General features: G+C 66.0%; 16 protein-coding genes. 12 read left to right on the forward strand and 4 right to left on the reverse strand.

The window, feature by feature from the left end; all coding sequences use genetic code 11:
* Positions 1 to 118: 118 nt before the first annotated feature.
* From J2Y54_RS13385 to J2Y54_RS13415, 7 genes are all read left to right on the forward strand, one after another.
* Positions 119 to 3,325, forward strand: a complete 3,207-nt coding sequence (locus J2Y54_RS13385; protein WP_310040380.1) for a type ISP restriction/modification enzyme — start codon at positions 119 to 121, stop codon at positions 3,323 to 3,325.
* Positions 3,326 to 3,824: 499 nt separating this feature from the next.
* A complete protein-coding gene (locus J2Y54_RS13390; RefSeq protein WP_310040381.1) occupies positions 3,825 to 4,778 on the forward strand; it encodes a polysaccharide deacetylase in 954 nt (317 codons plus the stop codon).
* Entirely contained in the window at positions 4,775 to 5,695 is a 921-nt protein-coding gene (locus J2Y54_RS13395; RefSeq protein ID WP_310040383.1) for a GNAT family N-acetyltransferase, read from the forward strand. The genes J2Y54_RS13390 and J2Y54_RS13395 overlap by 4 nt, the downstream gene beginning before the upstream one ends.
* 9 nt (positions 5,696 to 5,704) lie before the next feature.
* Positions 5,705 to 6,436 (forward strand): DNA repair protein RecO, encoded by a 732-nt coding sequence (recO, locus tag J2Y54_RS13400; RefSeq protein ID WP_310040386.1) that lies wholly within the window; start codon positions 5,705 to 5,707, stop codon positions 6,434 to 6,436.
* A 49-nt stretch (positions 6,437 to 6,485) separates the two neighbouring features.
* Positions 6,486 to 7,532, forward strand: a complete 1,047-nt coding sequence (gene leuB / locus J2Y54_RS13405) for a 3-isopropylmalate dehydrogenase (RefSeq protein WP_310040389.1) — start codon at positions 6,486 to 6,488, stop codon at positions 7,530 to 7,532.
* Between the two features lie 65 nt (positions 7,533 to 7,597).
* Positions 7,598 to 8,632 (forward strand): glycosyltransferase family 2 protein, encoded by a 1,035-nt coding sequence (locus J2Y54_RS13410; protein WP_405052932.1) that lies wholly within the window; start codon positions 7,598 to 7,600, stop codon positions 8,630 to 8,632.
* A gap of 42 nt (positions 8,633 to 8,674) precedes the next feature.
* Positions 8,675 to 9,613, forward strand: a complete 939-nt coding sequence (locus tag J2Y54_RS13415) for a TraB/GumN family protein (RefSeq protein WP_310040392.1) — start codon at positions 8,675 to 8,677, stop codon at positions 9,611 to 9,613.
* A gap of 41 nt (positions 9,614 to 9,654) precedes the next feature.
* On the opposite strand, the gene J2Y54_RS13420 is transcribed toward J2Y54_RS13415, so the two are convergent.
* Entirely contained in the window at positions 9,655 to 10,893 is a 1,239-nt protein-coding gene (locus tag J2Y54_RS13420) for a glycosyltransferase family 39 protein (protein ID WP_310040394.1), read from the reverse strand.
* A gap of 81 nt (positions 10,894 to 10,974) precedes the next feature.
* Between J2Y54_RS13420 and J2Y54_RS13425 the strand changes: the two genes are divergently transcribed.
* From J2Y54_RS13425 to J2Y54_RS13440, 4 genes are read left to right on the forward strand one after another with little or no spacing between them, the layout of a single operon-like run.
* On the forward strand, positions 10,975 to 12,183 hold the full coding sequence (locus J2Y54_RS13425) for an aminotransferase class I/II-fold pyridoxal phosphate-dependent enzyme (RefSeq protein ID WP_310040397.1): 1,209 nt from the start codon (positions 10,975 to 10,977) through the stop codon (positions 12,181 to 12,183).
* Positions 12,180 to 12,578: a Co2+/Mg2+ efflux protein ApaG gene (gene apaG / locus J2Y54_RS13430; protein WP_066658294.1), complete on the forward strand. Its 399-nt coding sequence runs from the start codon at positions 12,180 to 12,182 to the stop codon at positions 12,576 to 12,578. Before J2Y54_RS13425 ends, apaG begins: the two co-directional genes overlap by 4 nt.
* 3 nt (positions 12,579 to 12,581) lie before the next feature.
* Positions 12,582 to 13,376: a LysR family transcriptional regulator gene (locus tag J2Y54_RS13435; RefSeq protein ID WP_310040399.1), complete on the forward strand. Its 795-nt coding sequence runs from the start codon at positions 12,582 to 12,584 to the stop codon at positions 13,374 to 13,376.
* Positions 13,373 to 13,912, forward strand: a complete 540-nt coding sequence (locus J2Y54_RS13440; protein WP_310040400.1) for a GNAT family protein — start codon at positions 13,373 to 13,375, stop codon at positions 13,910 to 13,912. Before J2Y54_RS13435 ends, J2Y54_RS13440 begins: the two co-directional genes overlap by 4 nt.
* A gap of 9 nt (positions 13,913 to 13,921) precedes the next feature.
* Here the strand turns inward: J2Y54_RS13440 and parE are convergent, their stop codons facing one another.
* Positions 13,922 to 15,904 (reverse strand): DNA topoisomerase IV subunit B, encoded by a 1,983-nt coding sequence (gene parE, locus J2Y54_RS13445; protein WP_310040401.1) that lies wholly within the window; start codon positions 15,902 to 15,904, stop codon positions 13,922 to 13,924.
* Between the two features lie 145 nt (positions 15,905 to 16,049).
* On the opposite strand from parE, the gene J2Y54_RS13450 reads away from it, so the two are divergent.
* A complete protein-coding gene (locus J2Y54_RS13450; protein WP_310040402.1) occupies positions 16,050 to 16,874 on the forward strand; it encodes an outer membrane beta-barrel protein in 825 nt (274 codons plus the stop codon).
* Positions 16,875 to 16,951: 77 nt separating this feature from the next.
* Here J2Y54_RS13450 and J2Y54_RS13455 read toward each other — a convergent pair whose 3' ends face one another.
* Together J2Y54_RS13455 and J2Y54_RS13460 are read right to left on the reverse strand one after the other, a co-directional pair.
* Entirely contained in the window at positions 16,952 to 18,502 is a 1,551-nt protein-coding gene (locus tag J2Y54_RS13455) for a methyl-accepting chemotaxis protein (RefSeq protein WP_310040404.1), read from the reverse strand.
* Positions 18,499 to 18,810: a hypothetical protein gene (locus tag J2Y54_RS13460; RefSeq protein WP_310040407.1), complete on the reverse strand. Its 312-nt coding sequence runs from the start codon at positions 18,808 to 18,810 to the stop codon at positions 18,499 to 18,501. The genes J2Y54_RS13455 and J2Y54_RS13460 overlap by 4 nt, the downstream gene beginning before the upstream one ends.
* Between the last annotated feature and the right edge of the window lie 24 nt (positions 18,811 to 18,834).

Consider the following 18,834-nt stretch of genomic DNA (forward strand, 5'->3'; position numbering starts at 1 on the left):
GGGAGGTTCCGGGGGAGGGGCGCGGCCGCCGCCAACCGCTTGATATCCCGCCGCGTTGACGCTCTACCGCTTCCCTTTCGCGCCGGATCGCGCCACCATGACGGGCAGGGGGAGCTTCATGAACATCGGCAACTATCTCGATCAGGTGCGCGCGGCCTATGACAGCGGGCGGGCGACCGAACACAGCTACCGCCCCGCGCTCCATGCGCTGTTCCAGTCGATCGACCCCGCGCTGACCGTCATCAACGAGCCGAAGCGTGGCGACGCCGGCATGGTCGATTTCATGTTCGAACGGAACGGCATCCCGTTCGGCTGGGCCGAGGCGAAGGACATCGACAAGGATGTCATTAGGCTCAAGGGCTATTCGATCGAACAGCGCAAGCGGTACGAACGCGCCTATCCCAACCTCATCTACACCAACGGCGTCGATTTCGAATTCATCCGCGACGGCGCCAGCGTCCATTTCGTCTCGATCGCCGATTTCGTCATGGGGCTGCAGCCCAATCCCGACCGGTTCGATGAGCTGGAGCGCCAGCTGCGCCTGTTCGCCGAAGCCAAGCCGATCAGCATCACCAGCGCGGCCCGGCTGGCGGAAATGATGGCGGCCAAGGCGGCGATCATCAAGGATGAGATAGCGATCGCGCTCAAGGACGATCCCGAATTCCGCACCGGCCTTGGCGGCCAGTATCGCAGCTTCAAGGCGAACCTGCTCCCCGCGCTGGAGCCGGACGAATTTGCCGATATCTATGCCGAAACCATCACCTACGGCATGTTCGCCGCCCGCTTCCACGACGACGACCTGACCACGTTCAGCCGGACCGAGGCGATGGAAAAGCTGCCTGCCAGCAATCCGTTCCTCAAGGGCCTGTTCGAATATGTCGCCGGTCCCGCGCTGCCTCAGCGCCTGCGCTACATCGTCGATGATCTGGTTCAGGTGATGCGCGCCAGCGACCCCCATTCGCTGTTCCGCGATTTCGGCAAGTTCACCGCGCGCAACGATCCCTTCGTCCATTTCTACGAAGACTTCCTCGCTGCCTACAACCCGGCCAAGCGCAAGAGCCGGGGCGTGTGGTACACCCCCGAACCCGTGGTCGATTTCATCGTCCGCGCGGTGGACGATGTGCTCAAAACCGAATTCGGCCTGTCCGATGGTCTGGCCGACACGTCAAAGGTGACGGTGGACTGGGACACCGGCACCAATGATCCCAAAACCGGCAAGCCGGTCACGATCCGAAAGGACGTGCACAAGGTCCAGATTCTCGACCCCGCCACCGGCACCGGCACCTTTCTGGCCAAGGCGGTTCAGCTGATCTCCGACCGGGTGAAGGCGCGCGCGCCCGGCAAATGGTCCGGCTATGTCGAACAGGATCTGCTCCCCCGCCTGCACGGCTTCGAACTGCTGATGGCCAGCTACGCCATGTGCCATATGAAGCTCGACATGCAGCTGACCGAAAGCGGGTACAGGCCCAGCGCGAACCCGCCGCGCCTTTCGGTCTGGCTCACCAACGCGCTCGAACCCGCCGAACGCGAAGTGCGCGACCTGTTCTTTCAGCCGCTGGCGGAAGAAGCGCGCGGCGCGAGCGAGGTGAAGCGGCAAAGCCCGATCATGTGCGTGATTGGGAACCCGCCTTATTCGGGCGAAAGCGCCAACAAGGGCGACCACATCATGGCGCTGATGGAGGCCTATAAAAAGGAGCCGGGCGGCAAGGAGAAGCTGAAGGAGCGCAACCCAAAATGGATCAATGACGATTATGTCAAATTCATCCGCATGGCGGAGGATTTGATCTCGAAAAACCCATCCGGTGGCGTGTTGGGTTTCATCACCAACCACGGCTATTTGGACAACCCCACGTTTCGCGGGATGCGCTGGCACCTGCTCAAGACGTTCGACAAAATTTGGGTGGTCGACCTTCACGGGAATTCCAACAAAAAGGAAGTGTCTCCGGACGGCTCGCCTGACACCAATGTCTTCGACATCATGCAGGGTGTCGCGATGGTAATCGCGGTGCGGCGCAAGGGGGTGGACAGCGGCAAAGTGGGCCAGGTGTTCCACGCAGACCTTTGGGGCGCACGAAAGGCCAAGTATGACGCCCTATGGGCGAGCCGCCACGATCAACTCGCCCATGCACCATTGGAACATAGCGCGCCGCTCTACCCATTTGTACGGCGGGATTACGCAGTTCAGGCGGTGTATGAGCAAGGATTCTCCATTTCGGAATTAATGCCGCAAAACTCAGTCGGCATTGTGACCGCGCGCGATGCACTGACAATCGATATTGATCGTCAGGCGGTTTTGGACCGAGTAATTGATATGACGGTGTCCGACATTGAGGACTTGCGAACCCGCTATGCGCTCGGGCCCGATGTGCGGGATTGGCGTGTCGAATGGGCCAAAGCTGATGTTGTACAAAATTTCAGCCAGAACCGGCTGACGCAGATCGCTTATCGCCCTCTCGATAATCGCTGGACCTACTACACCGGAAATTCACGCGGATTCATGTGCTATCCTCGTTATGAAGTCATGCACCACATGGCCGACCGAAAAAATATTTCGATCATGTCTTGCCGCCAAGCAATTCAGGCCGACTGGCACCATCTTTTTGTCGCAGATCAGATTGTTGATGACAGCTATGTCTCTAATTTATCTCGTGAACGGGGATATAATTACCCCCTCTACCTCTACCCCGACGAAGCCGCCGACCAATCCGACGCCTTCGCGCCCAAACAGCGCACGCTGAACCTCGACCCCGCGCTCTACGCCGCCATCTGCGCCGCCGCCGGGATCGACCCTGCGGATCAGGCCGGCCCGGACGATGATTTCCGCGGGCCGACCGGCGATGCCCGGCCCAGTGAGGTCAAGGTCTTCGACTATATCTATGGCGTGCTCCACGCGCCCAACTATCGCGAAACTTACGCCGAATTCCTCAAGATCGATTTCCCCCGTATCCCCTATCCCGCCTCGCCCGAACTGTTCCGCGCGGTGAGTGAACGGGGGGAGGCGCTGCGGCGGCTGCACCTGATGGAACCGGCGGCGATCGGCGACACGCCCTATCCGTTCATGGGCGATGGCGATGACGTCGTTGCGGCGGGCTATCCGAAATTCGACGCGGGGCGGGTTCAGATCAACGCCGACCAATATTTCGATGCCGTGCCCCCGGTGGCCTGGACCTTCCATATCGGCGGCTATCAGCCCGCCCAGAAATGGCTCAAGGACCGCCGTGGCCGCACGCTCAGCTATGACGATATCGGCCATTATCAGCGGATCGTGAAAATCCTGACCGAAACCGATCGTATTATGTCCGAAATCGATCTGCCGCTGGACTGACCCCGATCACGACCGCCCCCTCTTAAGCCCCTCCCGCATGCGGGAGGGGTTGGGGAGGGTCTTCTTCCTGCTTGCGGCGGTCGTCCGCTCGCCCCACCCATTCCTCCCCCAGCTTGCTGGGGGAGGGGGACCGCCGCGAAGCGGTGGTGGAGGGGCCGCCCCGAAGAGGGCGGAATTTTGCCGCGCTGGTCACGGCTGTCTGCGCAGCCGCCCCGCCACCACCGCCTGCGGCGGCGGTCCCCCTCCCCTGAGACAAGCTCAGGGGAGGAATGACGTCCCCCCGCATTCCCCAAGGGCTGTCCTACAAGCCCCCAACCCACTACACTCCCGCCATGCCCAGCACCCCGCCACCCCCGCACGCCTTCACCGCGCGGACGTGTCCGGCAACGCCCCTCACATACGGCAATCCTGTCCGCTTTGTCCGAATAGCGAACTCGGTCGTTCACCAACCCCGCCCGGATTTTGCGATTTCTTCACCCCCGTCCGCTAGGCCGCAGCCATGCCCACGCGCGTTTTCCTGACGGTCGATACCGAATTGATGTGGCGGCACCATGCCGCCGGGCTGCCGCTGGCGGAGATTGCGGCGCGGTCGCTGGAGCCGGCCGGGGTCGGCATCGGCTATCAGCTGCGGCGCTTTGCCGAGCATGGCCTCAAAGCCACCTTCTTCGTCGATCCGATGCCGGCGGTGGCGCATGGCCTCGATCCGATCCGCCGCGTGGTGGAGGCGATCCTGGCGGCGGGGCAGGAGGTTCAGCTGCACCTCCACCCCAATTGGGCCGCTGCGCGCGACGATGACCGCAGCGCCGCCGCGTCGTTCGAACTGATCGACTATAATTTCGCCGAACAGCGCGACCTGATCGCCGCGGCGTCCGACCTGCTCGTCGCCGCCGGGGCGCCGCGCCCGATCGCCTTCCGCTCGGGCAGCTACAGCGCCAGCGACGATACGCTCGCCGCATTGGCCGAACTCGGCATCCGCTATGACAGCAGCCACAACGGTTCCGAACATCCCTGGCCCAGCGCGATCGGCCTGCCGGTGCGTCAGATCGCCCCGGTCGAACATCGCGGCGTGATCGAAGTGCCAGTGACCTTGATCGAGGATGTGCGCGGCCATCTCCGCCATTTCCAGATTTGCGCGCTGTCCACTGCGGAAATGCGCGACGCCCTCGACCATGCGGTGGCGGCGGGCCATGCCGCGGTCACCATCGTCAGCCATGGCTTTGAGCTCGCGAACCGGTCCGGCACCCGCCCCAATGCGGTGCATCTGGCCCGCTTCGATGCGCTCTGTGCGATGCTGGCCGAACGGCGCGGGGGACTTGAGACGGTGCATTTCGCTGACCTGTCGCATCTGCCGCTGGGGCAGGGCGATGCCCCGCTCGGCCCCAGCCTGCTCCGCACCCGGATGCGGCAGGCGCAGCAGCTCTGGTCGAACTGGGTCGAGGAGCGCGCCGCATGACCGCGACCGCGCGTCCCACCCCGCTCAATTTCCGCATCGGCGCGCGGACGTTGATGGCGGTGCAGCGCGACATGGTCCGCGTGCCGCTCAGCCTCGATGAAGCGCGCGAAGGCCGCTTGCCGGTCCTCCCGCCCTTGCCGCGTGAGGCGCATGGCTATGTCGTGACCTCGCTGCCCGAGGACCGGCTTGAGGCGATGGTCTATGCCTCGGGCCGGATGATCGGCTTCGTCCGCCAGAAATATACGCGCTATTATGCTGACCTGACCGGCGGGTTCGACGCCTATATGGCCGGCCTGTCGGGCAATGCGCGGCAGGCGGCGAAGCGCAAGGCGAAGAAGATCGCCCAGGTGTCCGGCGGCGATCTCGACATTCGCGCCTATCGCACCCCGGCGGAGCTGGAGACGTTCCACGACATCGCCCGCCGCATCGCGCTGCGCACCTATCAGGAAAAGCTGATGGGGGAAGGGCTGCCCGCGACGCCCGAGTTCATTCGGGGGATGCTGACCGCGGCGGCGGGGGACCGGGTCCGCGCCTGGCTGCTATTCATCGCCGGGGAGCCTGCAGCGTATCTCTATTGCCCGGCGCATGGCGAAACATTGGTCTATGAATATGTCGGGCATGACCCGGCCTTCAACGACTTGTCGCCCGGCGCGGTGTTGCAAATGGAAGCCTTCCGCGACCTGTTCGACGAACAGAAATTCGCCCGATTCGACTTTACGGAGGGGGATGGCCAGCACAAACGCCAATATTCCACCGGCGGCGTGCCCTGTGTGGACGTGTTGCTGTTGCGCCCCAGCCTGACGAACCGGGTGACCACCGCAGCGCTTGGCGGGTTCAACAAGACGGTCGCCGGGGGCAAGGCGCTGGTCGAGGCGGTCGGTCTGGAGAAGCTGTCAAAGAAGCTGCGCCGGGGCTAAGCCCTCGCCATGCATCTGCGCAGTTCCGCCATCGTCGTCGCGATCCGCCCGCATGGCGAAAGCGGCGCGATCGTCCGGGCGCTGACCGCCGAAGCGGGGGTGCTGGCCGGCTATGTCCGGGGCGGCCGGTCCCGCCAGCACCGCCCGGTGCTCCAGCCGGGCAATGTGATCCTCGGCGACTGGCGCGCCAGGACCGCGGATCAGCTGCCGGCGCTGGTGGCGGAACTGGTGCACAGCCGTGCCCCGCTGTTCCGCGAACCGCTGCCCGCCGCGGCGATCGACTGGGCGACCGCGCTGACCGCCGCGGCCCTGCCCGAGGGGCAACCCTATCCGGCGCTGCATCTGGCGCTGGACGGACTGCTCGACGCAATCGAAGCCGCCCCGGCGGCGCGGGGCTGGGCGGTGGCGATGGTCCGCTACGAATTGCTGCTGCTGGCCCTGCTCGGCTTCGGCCTCGATCTGGAGCAGTGCGCCGCCACTGGCGAAACGCAGGATCTGGCCTATGTCAGCCCGAAAAGCGGCATGGCCGTCAGCACTGCCGCCGCGGTCGGCTATGAGCACCGGCTGTTCCGCTTGCCCCGCTTCGTCCGGCAGGGCGGTGCGGCGGAATGGGACGACATTCGCGACGGTCTCCGCCTGACCGGCCATTTCCTGGAGCGCGACCTGCTCCACGGCAGGGCGGCGGAAGTGCTGGCAGCCCGGGCCCGCCTGATCGACCGCATCAACAGGGCGGTTGCGTGATCCGCCGCAGCGCGGCAATGGGCTGCACCAAGACCAAGGGGGAACCGCAATGCCGCTGATCGCAATCCTTCCCGGCGACGGGATCGGCCCCGAAGTCACTGCCGAAGCACGCCGCGTCCTCGACGCCCTCGATCTCGGCCTGACCTTCGAAGAGGCCCCGGTCGGCGGCGCGGCCTATTTCGACAGCGGCCACCCGCTGCCGCCTGCAACGCTCGATCTGGCCAAGCGCGCCGACGCCATCCTGTTCGGCGCCGTCGGCGATCCGCGCTGCGACGCGCTGGAGCGGCATCTGCGCCCGGAACAGGCGATCCTCGGGCTGCGCAAGGAACTCGGCCTGTTCGCCAATCTTCGCCCCGCCACGCTGTTCCCGGGCCTCGAGGATGCCTCCGCGCTCCGCCCCGAAGTGGCCGGCGCGATCGACATGGTGATCGTCCGCGAGCTCAACGGCGACGTGTATTTCGGCGAAAAGGGAATGCGCACCACCGCATCGGGCCGCCGCGAGGGCTATGACATCATGTCCTACAACGAGGATGAGGTCGTCCGCATCGCGAGGGTCGGGTTCGAGACAGCGCGTGCCCGGCGCGGCAAGCTGTGCTCGGTCGACAAGGCCAATGTCCTCGAAACCTCGCAGCTGTGGCGCGACGTGATGGTCGAGGTCGCGGCCGACTATCCCGACATCGAACTCAGCCACATGTATGTCGACAATGCCGCGATGCAGCTGGTGCGCAACCCCGGCCAGTTCGACGTGATCGTCACCGGCAATTTGTTCGGCGACATCCTGTCGGATCAGGCGAGCATGTGCGCCGGATCGATCGGCATGCTCCCCTCCGCCTCGCTCGATGGCAGCGGCAAGGGGCTGTACGAACCGATCCATGGCAGCGCGCCCGACATTGCCGGGCAGGGCAAGGCCAATCCCTGCGCGACGATCCTGTCGGCGGCGATGCTGCTGCGCTACTCGCTCGGAATGGCGGCCGCTGCGGACCGGATCGAGTCTGCCGTCAGCACGGCATTGGCCAGCGGTGCGCGAACGGCCGATCTTGGCGGCATGCTGTCGACTCGGGCGATGGGTGATGCGGTGGTGAAGGCGCTGGCGTGACCCCTGGGCCGCTCGAACTGGCGGTCGTCGTGCCCACATTCAACGAAGCGGGCAATGTCCCGCTGATGGTGGCCGCACTCGATCGCGCGCTGACGGGACGAAGCTGGGAAGTTGTCTTTGTCGACGATGACAGCCCCGATGGTACGGCCGATGCGGCGCGGGCGATTGCCCGGACCGATCCGCGCGTCCGGGTGGTTCAGCGGATCGGGCGACGCGGCCTTTCCTCTGCCACGATCGAGGGGATGTGCGCCACCGCCGCGCCCTTTGTGGCGGTGATCGACGGCGACATGCAGCACGACGAAACGCTGCTTCCGCGCATGCTCGATGCGCTGCGGGCGGATCCTGCGCTCGACCTTGCGATCGGATCGCGTTTTGTTGCCGGCGGTGGCACCGGTGACTGGGACCGCGACCGGCTCGCCAAATCGGCATTCGCGACCAGGCTGTCGCGCGCCGTGCTCAAGGCAGACCTCAGCGACCCGATGAGCGGTTTCTTCATGATCCGCGCCGAGCGTGTGCGCCAGCTCGCGCCGCACCTTTCGGCAATCGGCTTCAAGCTTCTGCTCGACCTGCTCACCGCCAGTCCGCAGCCGCTGCGCTTCATCGAACTGCCCTATGTGTTCCGCACGCGGCAATTGGGGGAGAGCAAGCTCGATCACGTCGTTGCGATGGAGTATCTGATCGCATTGTACGACCGGTTGTTCGGGCGCGTCATTCCGGTCCGCTTTGCCATGTTTTCGGCGATCGGTGCGCTCGGCGCAGGGGTCCATTTCGGGGCGTTGTGGCTGTTTTTCCGCCTGTTCGAATATAGTTTCCTGACCGGGACGATCGTCGCCACCGGCGTGGCGATGACGTTCAACTTCTTCCTGAACAATGCGCTCACCTATCGCGACGCGCGGCTCAAGGGCTTTCGGGCGCTGCTCGACGGGTGGGTCGGCTTCTGTCTGGTGTGCTCGGTCGGGGCGATCGCCAATATCGGTGTCGCCGCCTTTCTGCACGATGTGCAGCAAGCACAATGGGCGCCCAGCGCGCTGGCGGGGATCGCGGTGGCGGCGGTGTGGAATTTCGCCTTGTCCTCCCGGTTTGTCTGGGGGCGGTACTGAAGCTGCCTTATTGGTGCTGCGATTTCCCGTAAGAATATGGGGATGATCCGCGCGCACCGCATCGTCCTCTCGCTTGCGCTTGCCATGGCAAGCGTCCCGCTATCCGCAGCCGCGCAGGAGACCGGCGATTCCGCCGAGGAGGTGGTGGTCACCGCCCGTACTTCCGGCGCGCCGATGTGGACGGTCAGGACCGGGTCGGGCATCGTCCTGCTGGTCGGCGAGATGCGCAACGTGCCCAAGGCGACGCCCTGGTACCCCGACCGGCTCGAACGCGCGGCCGGGGGCGCGCAACGAATCATTCTCGGCACCAAGGCGAAGGTGTCGCCGGGTGACATTTTGCGGCTGATCTTCGCGGGCGGAAAGCTCACCAAATTGCCCGATGACCGGGTTGCTGCGGACTATCTCGACGCGACGCGCATGGCGCGGCTGCGTGCGCTCGAGGCGCGCTATGATCAGGATTACAGCCGCCGCAATTTCCTGATCACCTCGTTCGACCTGCTCTCGCGACGGCTGGCGTTCAGCAAGGACACCGGTGACGATGCCACCGATGTCGTGCGCAGGGCCGCGCGGCGCGCCGATATCGCGACCCGTCCGGTCGGTGAGATGCGCGGCGAGGATATCATCGACAATCTCTTCGCAGCCGTACCGCAAACGCATTTGCCCTGCCTCGACGCTGCGATGGCAGCGGCGGAAATCGGGCCGGATATCGTGACTGCGCGCGGCAAGGCATGGACCAGCTTCGACATTCCCGCCGTCATGGCGAACCCGCTCGAGACGGCGCTGGGCCGCTGCTGGCCCTGGACCGACGATCGGCTTGGCGCAGAATTGCGCGGGCAGTGGGTGACCGCGATCGACGAAGCAGTCCAGCAGCCCGGCGTGACGCTGGCGGTAGTGCCAATCCGCGTGCTGGCAGAAGCGGGCGGTGTGCTCGATCAGCTCGAACGCCGCGACCTTGATGTCAGCGGCCCGCGCTGGCGCTAGCAGCGTTTTCGGCTTCGTGGGCCGCCGGTTCGAAAGCGACGCTAGATCCAGCCGGGCAGCCACATCCAGCGGGTGAAGGCGCGCGTACTCGTCAAGTCCTGCGCGGCGATGATCGGATAGAAATAGGCGAACAGGCCGACCGCGGGTACCAGCAGCCATTCGTCCCGCCGCTTCAGCGCGTCACGCCAATGATCCAGCCCCACCGCCAGCACGACGCACAGGATGATGCTGGACAGGTAATAATAATAGAAAAACCCCAGTGACTTGGGGATGACCGCCCAGACGCCGAGCGAGAAGGTCCACAGGATCGCGGCCGCCAATGGCACCCCTGCGCGCTCCCGCACCCCCGCCCACCAGCAGGCGGCGACCGCGACCAGCCCGGTCCACAGGATCGCCGGATTGCCGATCAGCAGCACGCCGCGCATCGCCCCCTGGTCGGGCTCGTAGAAATACCAGATCGGGCGCAACATCAGCGGCCAGGTCCACCAGTCCGATTGGTAGCCATGCGGGCTGAGCACCTGGGTCTGGAGCGCGAGCATCTCGAACTGGAACGGGATCAGCCGCGCCAGTGTCATCGGATTGCTGGCGTAGAAAAAGGCGGGGGCGAAGGTCGCGAAATATGTCGCGATGCTCACCACCCCCATCACCGCCAGCGCGGGTAGCCAGTGGATCCCCGCGAACCACTTGGGATCGCGCAGCCGCAGCCACAGGAAGGCGACCCCGGCCAGCGCGACATAGGGGATCGCCGCCCACTTTACCCCCACCGCTGCGCCGAACAGTACGGCGCTCGCCAGCCAATAGCCCCATGCCCGTCGCGACTCGGCGCGCATCGCGGCGAGGAAAGCGACCCCGGCCCAAACCAGAAACCCGCCCATGAACACGTCCAGCATCCCGATGCGCGCCTGCACGAACACCATCTGCCCCAGCATCGCGAAGATCGCGGCGAACAGGGCAGGGCGGGTGGCGCGGGTCAGCAGCAACGTGAAGGCATAGACCCCCGCGATCGTCGCACTGCCGAACAGTGTCGAGACGATCCGCCACCCCAGCGCATTGTCGCCCACCAAGTGAATGCCCAGCGCAATCAGCGACTTGCCCAGCATCGGATGTTCGGGATTGGTGATGTGCGAAAAGTCGAGCAGCACACGCGCTGCGGTGACGTAATGCACTTCGTCGAACAGCAGGATGCTGGGGCGCTCAACGCCGATGGTGAACAGGATCTGCGCTGCGGCCGCGACAAGCAGGCCGAGCAGGACGGGGCGCTGTTCGAGACGGTCGAGCATCGCGGCGTGAATAGCTGAGCTTGATGCGTGCGTCACCCGTTGCGCTTGCGCCCCCGCGCCATCCGCTTCTAGAGGGGCATTATGAAGCGCCGCACCGGACAAGATCGCAGCATCACCCGCAACTGGAAGCCCGCAACGCTCGCGGTGCGCGGCGGTACCGCGCGCAGCGAGTGGGGGGAGACGAGCGAAGCGCTCTTCCTCACCTCGGGTTATGCCTATGACTGTGCCGGGGACGCCGCCGCGCGCTTCGCCGGCGAGCAGCAGGGCATGACCTATTCGCGGCTGCAGAACCCGACGGTCGAGATGCTCGAACAGCGCATCGCATTGCTTGAGGGCGCCGAAGCGTGCCGGGCCACCGCCTCGGGCATGGCGGCGATGACGGCGGCATTGCTGTGCCAGCTGTCGGCGGGCGACCATCTGGTTGGCGGGCGCGCTGCGTTCGGATCTTGCCGCTGGCTCACCGACACGCTGCTGCCGCGCTTCGGGATCGAAACTACGGTGGTCGATGCGCGCGATCCGCAGCAATTCGCCGACGCCATTCGTCCGAATACGAAAGTGTTCTTCTTCGAAACCCCGGCCAACCCGACAATGGACATCGTCGACCTCAAGGCCGTGTGCGACATTGCGCGCGAACGCGGTATCACCACGGTGGTCGACAACGCCTTTGCCACCCCCGCGCTGCAGCGGCCGATGGACTTCGGTGCCGACGTGGTCGCGTACAGCGCGACCAAGATGATGGACGGGCAGGGGCGCGTCCTCGCCGGCGCGATCTGTGGGACCGAAGCGTTCATCACCAACACGCTGCTGCCGTTTCACCGCAATACCGGCCCGACGCTCAGCGCGTTCAACGCATGGGTGGTGCTCAAGGGGCTTGAGACGCTCGATCTGCGCATCCGCCGGCAGAGCGAGAATGCGATGAAGGTGGCGCGTTTCCTTGAGGGGCGCGTGGCGGCGGTCAACTATCCCGGCCTTTCCAGCCACCCGCAGCATGAACTGGCAATGCGCCAGATGAGTGCGGTCGGCCCGATCTTTTCGTTTGAGGTCGATGGCGGGCGCACGCAGGCCCACGGCCTGCTCGACGCGCTGGGCCTGATCGACATTTCGAACAATATCGGCGATTCCCGGTCGCTGATGACTCACCCGGCTTCCACCACGCATAGCGGCGTCGCCGAAGACCAGCGGTTGCTGATGGGCGTGCGTGAAGGGATGCTGCGGCTCAATGTCGGCCTCGAGGATCCCGACGACCTGATCGCCGATCTCGATCAGGCCTTGAGGGCGGTCGGGCTGTGAAGGCGCTGTTCGGCCAGGAAGCGGTCACGCGCGACATCACGGTGCGCGTGTCGGTCAGCTACCTGCCCGAACAATCGGAGCCGGGCCGGGGCCGCTGGTTCTGGGCCTATCATATCCGCATCGAAAACGGGTCGTACCAGCCGGTGCAACTGCTGTCGCGTCGCTGGACGATCACCGACGGACGCGGTGGCCAGCATATGGTCGAAGGGGAGGGCGTGGTCGGCGAACAGCCGATGATCGCGCCCGGCGCCAGCTATGATTACGTCTCCGGCTGCCCGCTGACCACGCCGACCGGCTGGATGGAAGGAAGCTATCTGATGGTCGGCGCCGACGGGCATACGTTCGACGTCGCGATCCCCCGCTTCGCGCTGCGCGCACCGGCGGTGGCGGAGTAAGGCATGAAGCGCACGCATCTCCCACTCAACGGCCTGCGCGTGCTCGACGCTGCGGCGCGGCATCTGTCCTTCACCCGCGCGGCGGATGAGCTGGCGGTGACCCCGGCGGCGGTCGGGCAGCAGATTCGCGCGCTGGAGGATACGCTGGGCGTCGTGCTGTTCCGCCGCACGACCAAGGGGTTGGAACTGACCCCCGAGGCCGAGGCGGGCCTTGCCGCGCTGCGTGCGGGCTTCCTGCAGTTCGAGGAAGCGGTGCGCGCCATGCAGGCGGGGCAGTCGTCCAAGTCGCTGACCATCGCGGCGCCGCGCGACCTCACCGAAAAATGGCTGATGCCGCGCCTCGCCGAAATCGCGCGGGAGGATCCGGAACTGCGCTTCGTGCTGATCGCGGCGGATGAGGCGATAGACTTTACCGAGGCCAATCTCGACCTTGCCATCCGCTGGGGCGAAGGCCCGGGCGAGCATGAGGGCGAGGCGCTGGAAAGCGACGGCATGGTGACCGTCGCCAAGCCCGGCGGGCGCGGCGAAACGCCGATCGGCTGGCCCGGCTGCGTGGCCGAGGATGGCGCGGCGCTGGTCAAGGTCGGCGATGCCGGCCTCGCGCTCGACGCCGCTGCCGAAGGCCTGGGCCGCGCGACCGTGCCCGAACTGCTCGCCCGCGCCGACATCGCCGCCGGGCGCGTTGCGGTGGTCGGCGATCCGATCCCCTCGCGCCTCGGCTATTGGCTGGTCGCGCCGCTGCCGCAATGGCGGCAGAAAAAGGTGAAGACGCTGGTCGAGGCGCTGGCGGAGGCGTGAGCCCGCTCAAGCCGCGTGAGACGGTGGTTCTGGAAACGCCGCGACTGATCCTGCGCCCGCGGCGTGTGGACGATGCCGACGCGCTCTTCCCCAGCTTCGCCGATCCCGATCTGATGCGTTACTGGTCCGGTGCTCCGCATGGCAGCGTCGACGAGACGCGCGCGGAGTTCGAGCGCCATGCCGACGACTGGCGCGCCTGGGCGGTGACGGTGCGCGGTGACGATACCGCAATCGGCATGGTCGCGGCGGGGGAGAAGCGGCAGGGCAATGTCACCGAACTCGGTTATCTCTTCGCGCGCACGCACTGGGGCGGTGGCTATGCGCGCGAAGCGGTGAGCGCGGTGATCGACCGCATCTTTGCGGAGGGGCAGCGCAAGGTATTCGCCGACACCGATCCCGACAATGCCGCCTCACGCGGGTTGCTCGAACGGCTGGGCTTCAAGCTCGAAGGGGTGCTGCGCGCCGAATGGCAAACCCATATCGGCGTGCGCGACACTACGCTTTACGGGCTGCTGCGCGACGAATGGTCAAGCTGACGCCCCGCGTCAGGCGTCGATTGCTTCCTCGTCCAGCCGCGCGGCATTTTCCTGGATGAAGGCGAAGCGGTGCGCCGGGTTGGTGCCCATCAGCCGGTCGACCAGATCCTTGACGCCTGCGCGCTCCTCATATTCCTGCGGCAGCGTGATGCGCAGCATCGACCGCGTCGCCGGGTCCATCGTCGTCTCGCGCAACTGGCTTGGGTTCATTTCGCCCAGCCCCTTGAAGCGTGACACTTCGACCTTGCGACCCTTGAACGGGCCCGCCTCGATCTCGGCGCGGTGCGCGTCGTCGCGGGCGTAGAGGCTCCTGGCGCCTGCGGTCAGGCGATAGAGCGGCGGCTGCGCCAGATACAGGTGCCCGCGCCGGACGATGTCGGGCATTTCCTGGAAGAAAAACGTCATCAGCAGCGTCGCGATATGCGCGCCGTCGACATCCGCGTCGGTCATGATGACGATGCGTTCGTAGCGCAGATTGTCCGGCTGACAGTCCTTGCGTGTGCCGCAGCCCAGCGCCTGGATCAGGTCGGCAATCTCGCTGTTCGCTCCGATCTTGGCACTGGTGGCGGATGCGACGTTGAGGATCTTGCCACGGATCGGCAGGATCGCCTGCGTCTTGCGGTCGCGCGCCTGCTTGGCGCTGCCGCCTGCCGAATCGCCCTCGACGATGAACAGCTCGGTCCCGGCGGGATCGTCGGCGGAACAGTCGGTCAGCTTGCCCGGCAACCGCAGCTTGCGGCCGCTGGTCGCGGTCTTACGCTTGACCTCGCGCTCCTGCTTGCGGCGCAGGCGATCGTCCATCCGCTCGAGGACGTAGCCAAGCAGCGCCTTGCCGCGTTCCATCTTGTCGGTGAGGAAATGGTCGAAATGGTCGCGTACGGCCTTTTCGACCAGTGCGGTCGCCTCGGGCGAGGTCAGCCGGTCCTTGGTCTGGCTTTGGAATTGCGGATCGCGGATGAACACCGACAGCATCAGTTCCGACCCGACCATGATGTCGTCGGCGGTGATGTCCTTGGCCTTTTTCTGGCCGACCAGTTCGCCGAATGCGCGGATCCCGCGCACCAGCGCCTGCCGCAGCCCCTGTTCGTGGCTGCCGCCATCGGGGGTCGGGATGGTGTTGCAGTACCAGCTATAGGACCCGTCGCTCCACAGCGGCCAGGCGACTGCCCATTCGACACGGCCCTGCGCTTCGCCGGGGAAGTCCTGGCTGCCGGAAAAAAACTCGGCGGTCGCCCCCTCGCGCGTACCAATCTGTTCCTTGAGATGGTCGGCCAGACCGCCGGGGAACTGGAATACCGCCTCCGCCGGGGTGTCGTCGGAGATCAGCTCCGGCGCGCATTTCCAGCGGATTTCGACGCCCGCGAACAGATAGGCCTTGGAGCGCGCGAGCTTGTACAGCCGCGCCGGTTTGAACTGCATCTCCCCGAAAATCTCGGTGTCGGGGGTAAAGGCCACGCTGGTGCCGCGGCGGTTGGGTGCCGCGCCGACATGCTCGATCGGGCCGAGCGTCACGCCCTGGTTGAAGCGCTGGCGATAAAGCTGGCGATCGCGCGCGACCTCGACCACCATGTCGGTCGACAGCGCGTTGACGACGCTGCTGCCCACGCCATGCAGACCGCCCGACGTAGCATAGGCTTTCCCCGAGAATTTGCCGCCCGCGTGGAGCGTCGAGAAGATCACCTCAAGCGCCGATTTGTCGGGAAACTTCGGGTGCGGATCGGTCGGAATGCCGCGGCCATTGTCGGTGATCGTGAGCCGGTTTCCGGCATCCAGCGTGACTTCGATCCGGCTGGCATGGCCGGCCACCGCCTCGTCCATTGCATTGTCGAGGATCTCGGCGGCGAGGTGGTGCAGCGCGCGCTCATCGGTCCCGCCGATATACATGCCCGGCCGGCGGCGAACCGGCTCCAGCCCCTCGAGCACCTCGATCGAGCTGGCGTCGTAGCTGTTGGCGGGGGTGGCGGAACCGGACTGGAAAAGATCGGACGACATTTGTTCTGGCTAATCCCCCGCGACGGTCCCGGCAAGCGCGGGTGTTGCTGCGGGGCAACATGAACGTGGAAATTCGGAACGGGCCGGGAAAGAACCGCGCCGTTCCTCGTTAAGCCCCGGCAAGTTCAGTTGGAGTAACCTGTAAATGCGTATGCGTACCCTGTTGGGGGCCGGAGCGGCCGCCCTGACCCTGATTGCCGCCCCCGCCATGGCCCAGGACGGCGAACCTGCCTTTGACGGCGTCTATGTCGGTGGCTCGTTCGGCTACACCGTGCAGAACAACGATGTCGGCGAGCGGATCGAGTTTGACGCCGGCCGCGACGGCAACTTCGGCGACACGATCGCGACTGCCGCCGGCGCGGATGCGTTTTCGCCCGGCTTCTGCAACGGCGCTGCGACGTCCAGTGCGAATGTCGCCTGTCTGAACGACAAGGATGATATCGAATATTATGGCCGTATCGGCTTCGACAAGCAGATGGGCAAGTTCGTGTTGGGCGCCGTTGCCGAATTCGGCAAGACCGAGGCACGCGACAGCGTCACTGCCTACAGCACCACGCCGGCCTTCTACACCATGACGCGCGAGCTCGACTGGAATGGTGCACTGCGGCTTCGTGCGGGCCTCGTCGCCGGGGACAGCACGCTGTTCTACGCCACGGGCGGCGGCGCCTACGCCAAGATCGACAACAGCTTCAGCAGCAGCAACGCGGCGAACAGCTTTGCGGTCACCGGCGACGACATGGCATGGGGCTGGCAGGCCGGTGGCGGCGTCGAGCAGAAGCTCGGTCGCAACTTCTCGATCGGCCTTGAATATCTCTACAGCCGCTACGACGACTCGGATGCGCGGGTCGAAGTGGGGACCGGCACTGCCGGCGCCACGAACCCGTTCGTGCTTGCCGGCGGCGCGGACTTCCGGCGTAGCCAGGATTTCGACTTCCACGCGCTGCGCGCCACGGCGGCATTCCGCTTCTAATCGGTACGTCTACTCAGTCGTGACGGGCTGGCGGAGCAATCCGCCGGCCCGTTTTGGTTGGCGCGTCCGCCAGCGCCTCAGGCCGCGTCGAGCCGGTTGAGGAACGCGCTGGTCGAATCGTCGAGCGCACGTGCGGCGCGTGCCAACTCGGCGGCAGAGGCGGCAACGCGATCGGACAGGCTTTCGGTCTCGCCGGCCATTGTCGCAACGCCCCGCGCGCGTTCGGCCATGAATGCGGCGCCAGTGGCGGTATCGCGCGCCGATCGATCGATCGCTGCGGCCGTTTCCCGCTGGGCATCGACCGCGGCGCGGATTGCTTCGGCGGCGGTGGCGAGGTCGCCGACCATCGCGGTGATTTCGGACAATGCGCTTTGCGCGACGGCCGCGCCGCCATGCATCGAATCTGCCAGCGTCCGGATCTCGCCGGTCGCGCGGGCCGCCTCTCCGGCGAGTTGCTTCACCTCGTTTGCGACCACGGCAAAGCCGCGACCGGCTTCGCCGGCGCGTGATGCCTCGATCGTGGCATTGAGCGCCAGCAGATTGGTGCGGGTCGCGATTTCGTGGATCGAATGCGCGAAGCTGGTGATCGTGTTCGACCGCTCGGTGAGCGCGGCGACTGCGCCCCGGCCATCGTCGGAAATGCTGCTCGCGTCGTCGCTGCGCTGCGCTTGCTGATCGGCGCTCGCGGCGATTGCGGTGATCGATGTCGACAGGTCGTGCAACCGCGTCGCGAGCAGTTTGGCAGCGCCCGACGTCTGGCTCGCGCTCGCCGCGGACTCGGTGGATTCATAGCTCGCCCGGCGTGCTACGCCGTTGAGCGCGCTTGCCATCTGTTCCAGTTCGCTCGCTGCGGCGCCGACCGTGGTGACGATCCCGCTCATCGATTGCTGGAAGGCCTGGGCCAGCCGGTGATGCTCGGCGCGCCGTTCGTCTTCGCTCGCGCGGCGCTGCGCCTCCGCGTCGCGGGCAAGCGACTCGCGGGCCGCACGCTCGATGGCTTCGCGGCGGTTGGCGGCGGCGGCTTCGCGCATCGCATCCTCCGCCTCCAGCCGGCGCTGCTCGGCGGATGCAGCGGCCTGTTCGCTTGCCATCCGTGCCTCGGCGTTGCGCTCGAGCAGCGTACGGATCGTGATCGTCAGATAGAACAGCACTGCAGCCTGAAGGACTACCGCCAGCGCGTGAAACAGGACGCGCCCCAGGTCGCCCGCGCCGGTAAACACCCACGCCGGTGCGGCATATTGCAGGACCAGGTGGTGCAGCGCGATCAGCGCCGAGGCGAACAGGATTGCACGCGCGTCGCACAGGATCGTCAATGCCGCGAGCGCGACAAAGAAGTACATGTGACCGTCCATCTGCCAGCCATGACCGCTGAGAGCGTAGACGACCAATGCCGGCTGGACCGCGGCAAGCGAGGCAATGATCAGTCGCCCCTGCGCATCGACGCGGCGCTGGCGCGCGACCAGCGTCGGCAGCACGTTCGACGCGACCCCGATCAGGGCGATCGGCGCAATACGGTCACTTCCCGCGATCAGGCTGATGAGGATGACCAGCGCGGTACTCGCCCAGCTCGCGCCGACCAGGATCGTCGCGCTGCGCTCGCGCAGCAGGTTGATGTCGCTGAGGGTCATGTCCGCGCCCCCGGCCCGCACAACCCGCCCGGTGCGGCGAGCGCGATGACGCCACGGTCCAGCAGTCGCGCAGCCTGAGCGCGTTCTCCGCTGACCAGCAGCATGTTGGGAAACGGACCGAAGCCGGACAGGGATAGTCCGGTGTCGAGCGCCGGAGCCGCGAGGCGCCCGGCATCGCGTCCGTCGAGCGCGACCAATACCATCGCCCCCTCGCGTGGCGGCCACAGCGACAGGACGGCGACGCCAGCCAGGACCAGCACGGCCTGACCGGACACGAAAGCATAGCGAAGCGGGAGGGGTACGCGCATGACCCTCCCGCCCTAGCGGAACAT

The sequence above is a fragment of the Sphingomonas sp. BE123 genome (assembly GCF_031456015.1).
Classification (GTDB): Bacteria; Pseudomonadota; Alphaproteobacteria; order Sphingomonadales; family Sphingomonadaceae; genus Sphingomonas.

Excerpts from the sequence above, each read along its gene's own strand:
- J2Y54_RS13385 (WP_310040380.1), top strand. The coding sequence starts at position 119 with ATGAACATCGGCAACTATCTCGATCAGGTGCGCGCGGCCTATGACAGC.
- J2Y54_RS13390 (WP_310040381.1), top strand. The coding sequence starts at position 3,825 with ATGCCCACGCGCGTTTTCCTGACGGTCGATACCGAATTGATGTGGCGG.
- J2Y54_RS13395 (WP_310040383.1), top strand. The coding sequence starts at position 4,775 with ATGACCGCGACCGCGCGTCCCACCCCGCTCAATTTCCGCATCGGCGCG.
- recO (WP_310040386.1), top strand. The coding sequence starts at position 5,705 with ATGCATCTGCGCAGTTCCGCCATCGTCGTCGCGATCCGCCCGCATGGC.
- leuB (WP_310040389.1), top strand. The coding sequence starts at position 6,486 with ATGCCGCTGATCGCAATCCTTCCCGGCGACGGGATCGGCCCCGAAGTC.
- J2Y54_RS13410 (WP_405052932.1), top strand. The coding sequence starts at position 7,598 with ATGGTGGCCGCACTCGATCGCGCGCTGACGGGACGAAGCTGGGAAGTT.
- J2Y54_RS13415 (WP_310040392.1), top strand. The coding sequence starts at position 8,675 with ATGATCCGCGCGCACCGCATCGTCCTCTCGCTTGCGCTTGCCATGGCA.
- J2Y54_RS13420 (WP_310040394.1), bottom strand. The coding sequence starts at position 10,893 with ATGCTCGACCGTCTCGAACAGCGCCCCGTCCTGCTCGGCCTGCTTGTC.
- J2Y54_RS13425 (WP_310040397.1), top strand. The coding sequence starts at position 10,975 with ATGAAGCGCCGCACCGGACAAGATCGCAGCATCACCCGCAACTGGAAG.
- J2Y54_RS13435 (WP_310040399.1), top strand. The coding sequence starts at position 12,582 with ATGAAGCGCACGCATCTCCCACTCAACGGCCTGCGCGTGCTCGACGCT.
- parE (WP_310040401.1), bottom strand. The coding sequence starts at position 15,904 with ATGTCGTCCGATCTTTTCCAGTCCGGTTCCGCCACCCCCGCCAACAGC.
- J2Y54_RS13450 (WP_310040402.1), top strand. The coding sequence starts at position 16,050 with ATGCGTATGCGTACCCTGTTGGGGGCCGGAGCGGCCGCCCTGACCCTG.
- J2Y54_RS13455 (WP_310040404.1), bottom strand. The coding sequence starts at position 18,502 with ATGACCCTCAGCGACATCAACCTGCTGCGCGAGCGCAGCGCGACGATC.
- J2Y54_RS13460 (WP_310040407.1), bottom strand. The coding sequence starts at position 18,810 with ATGCGCGTACCCCTCCCGCTTCGCTATGCTTTCGTGTCCGGTCAGGCC.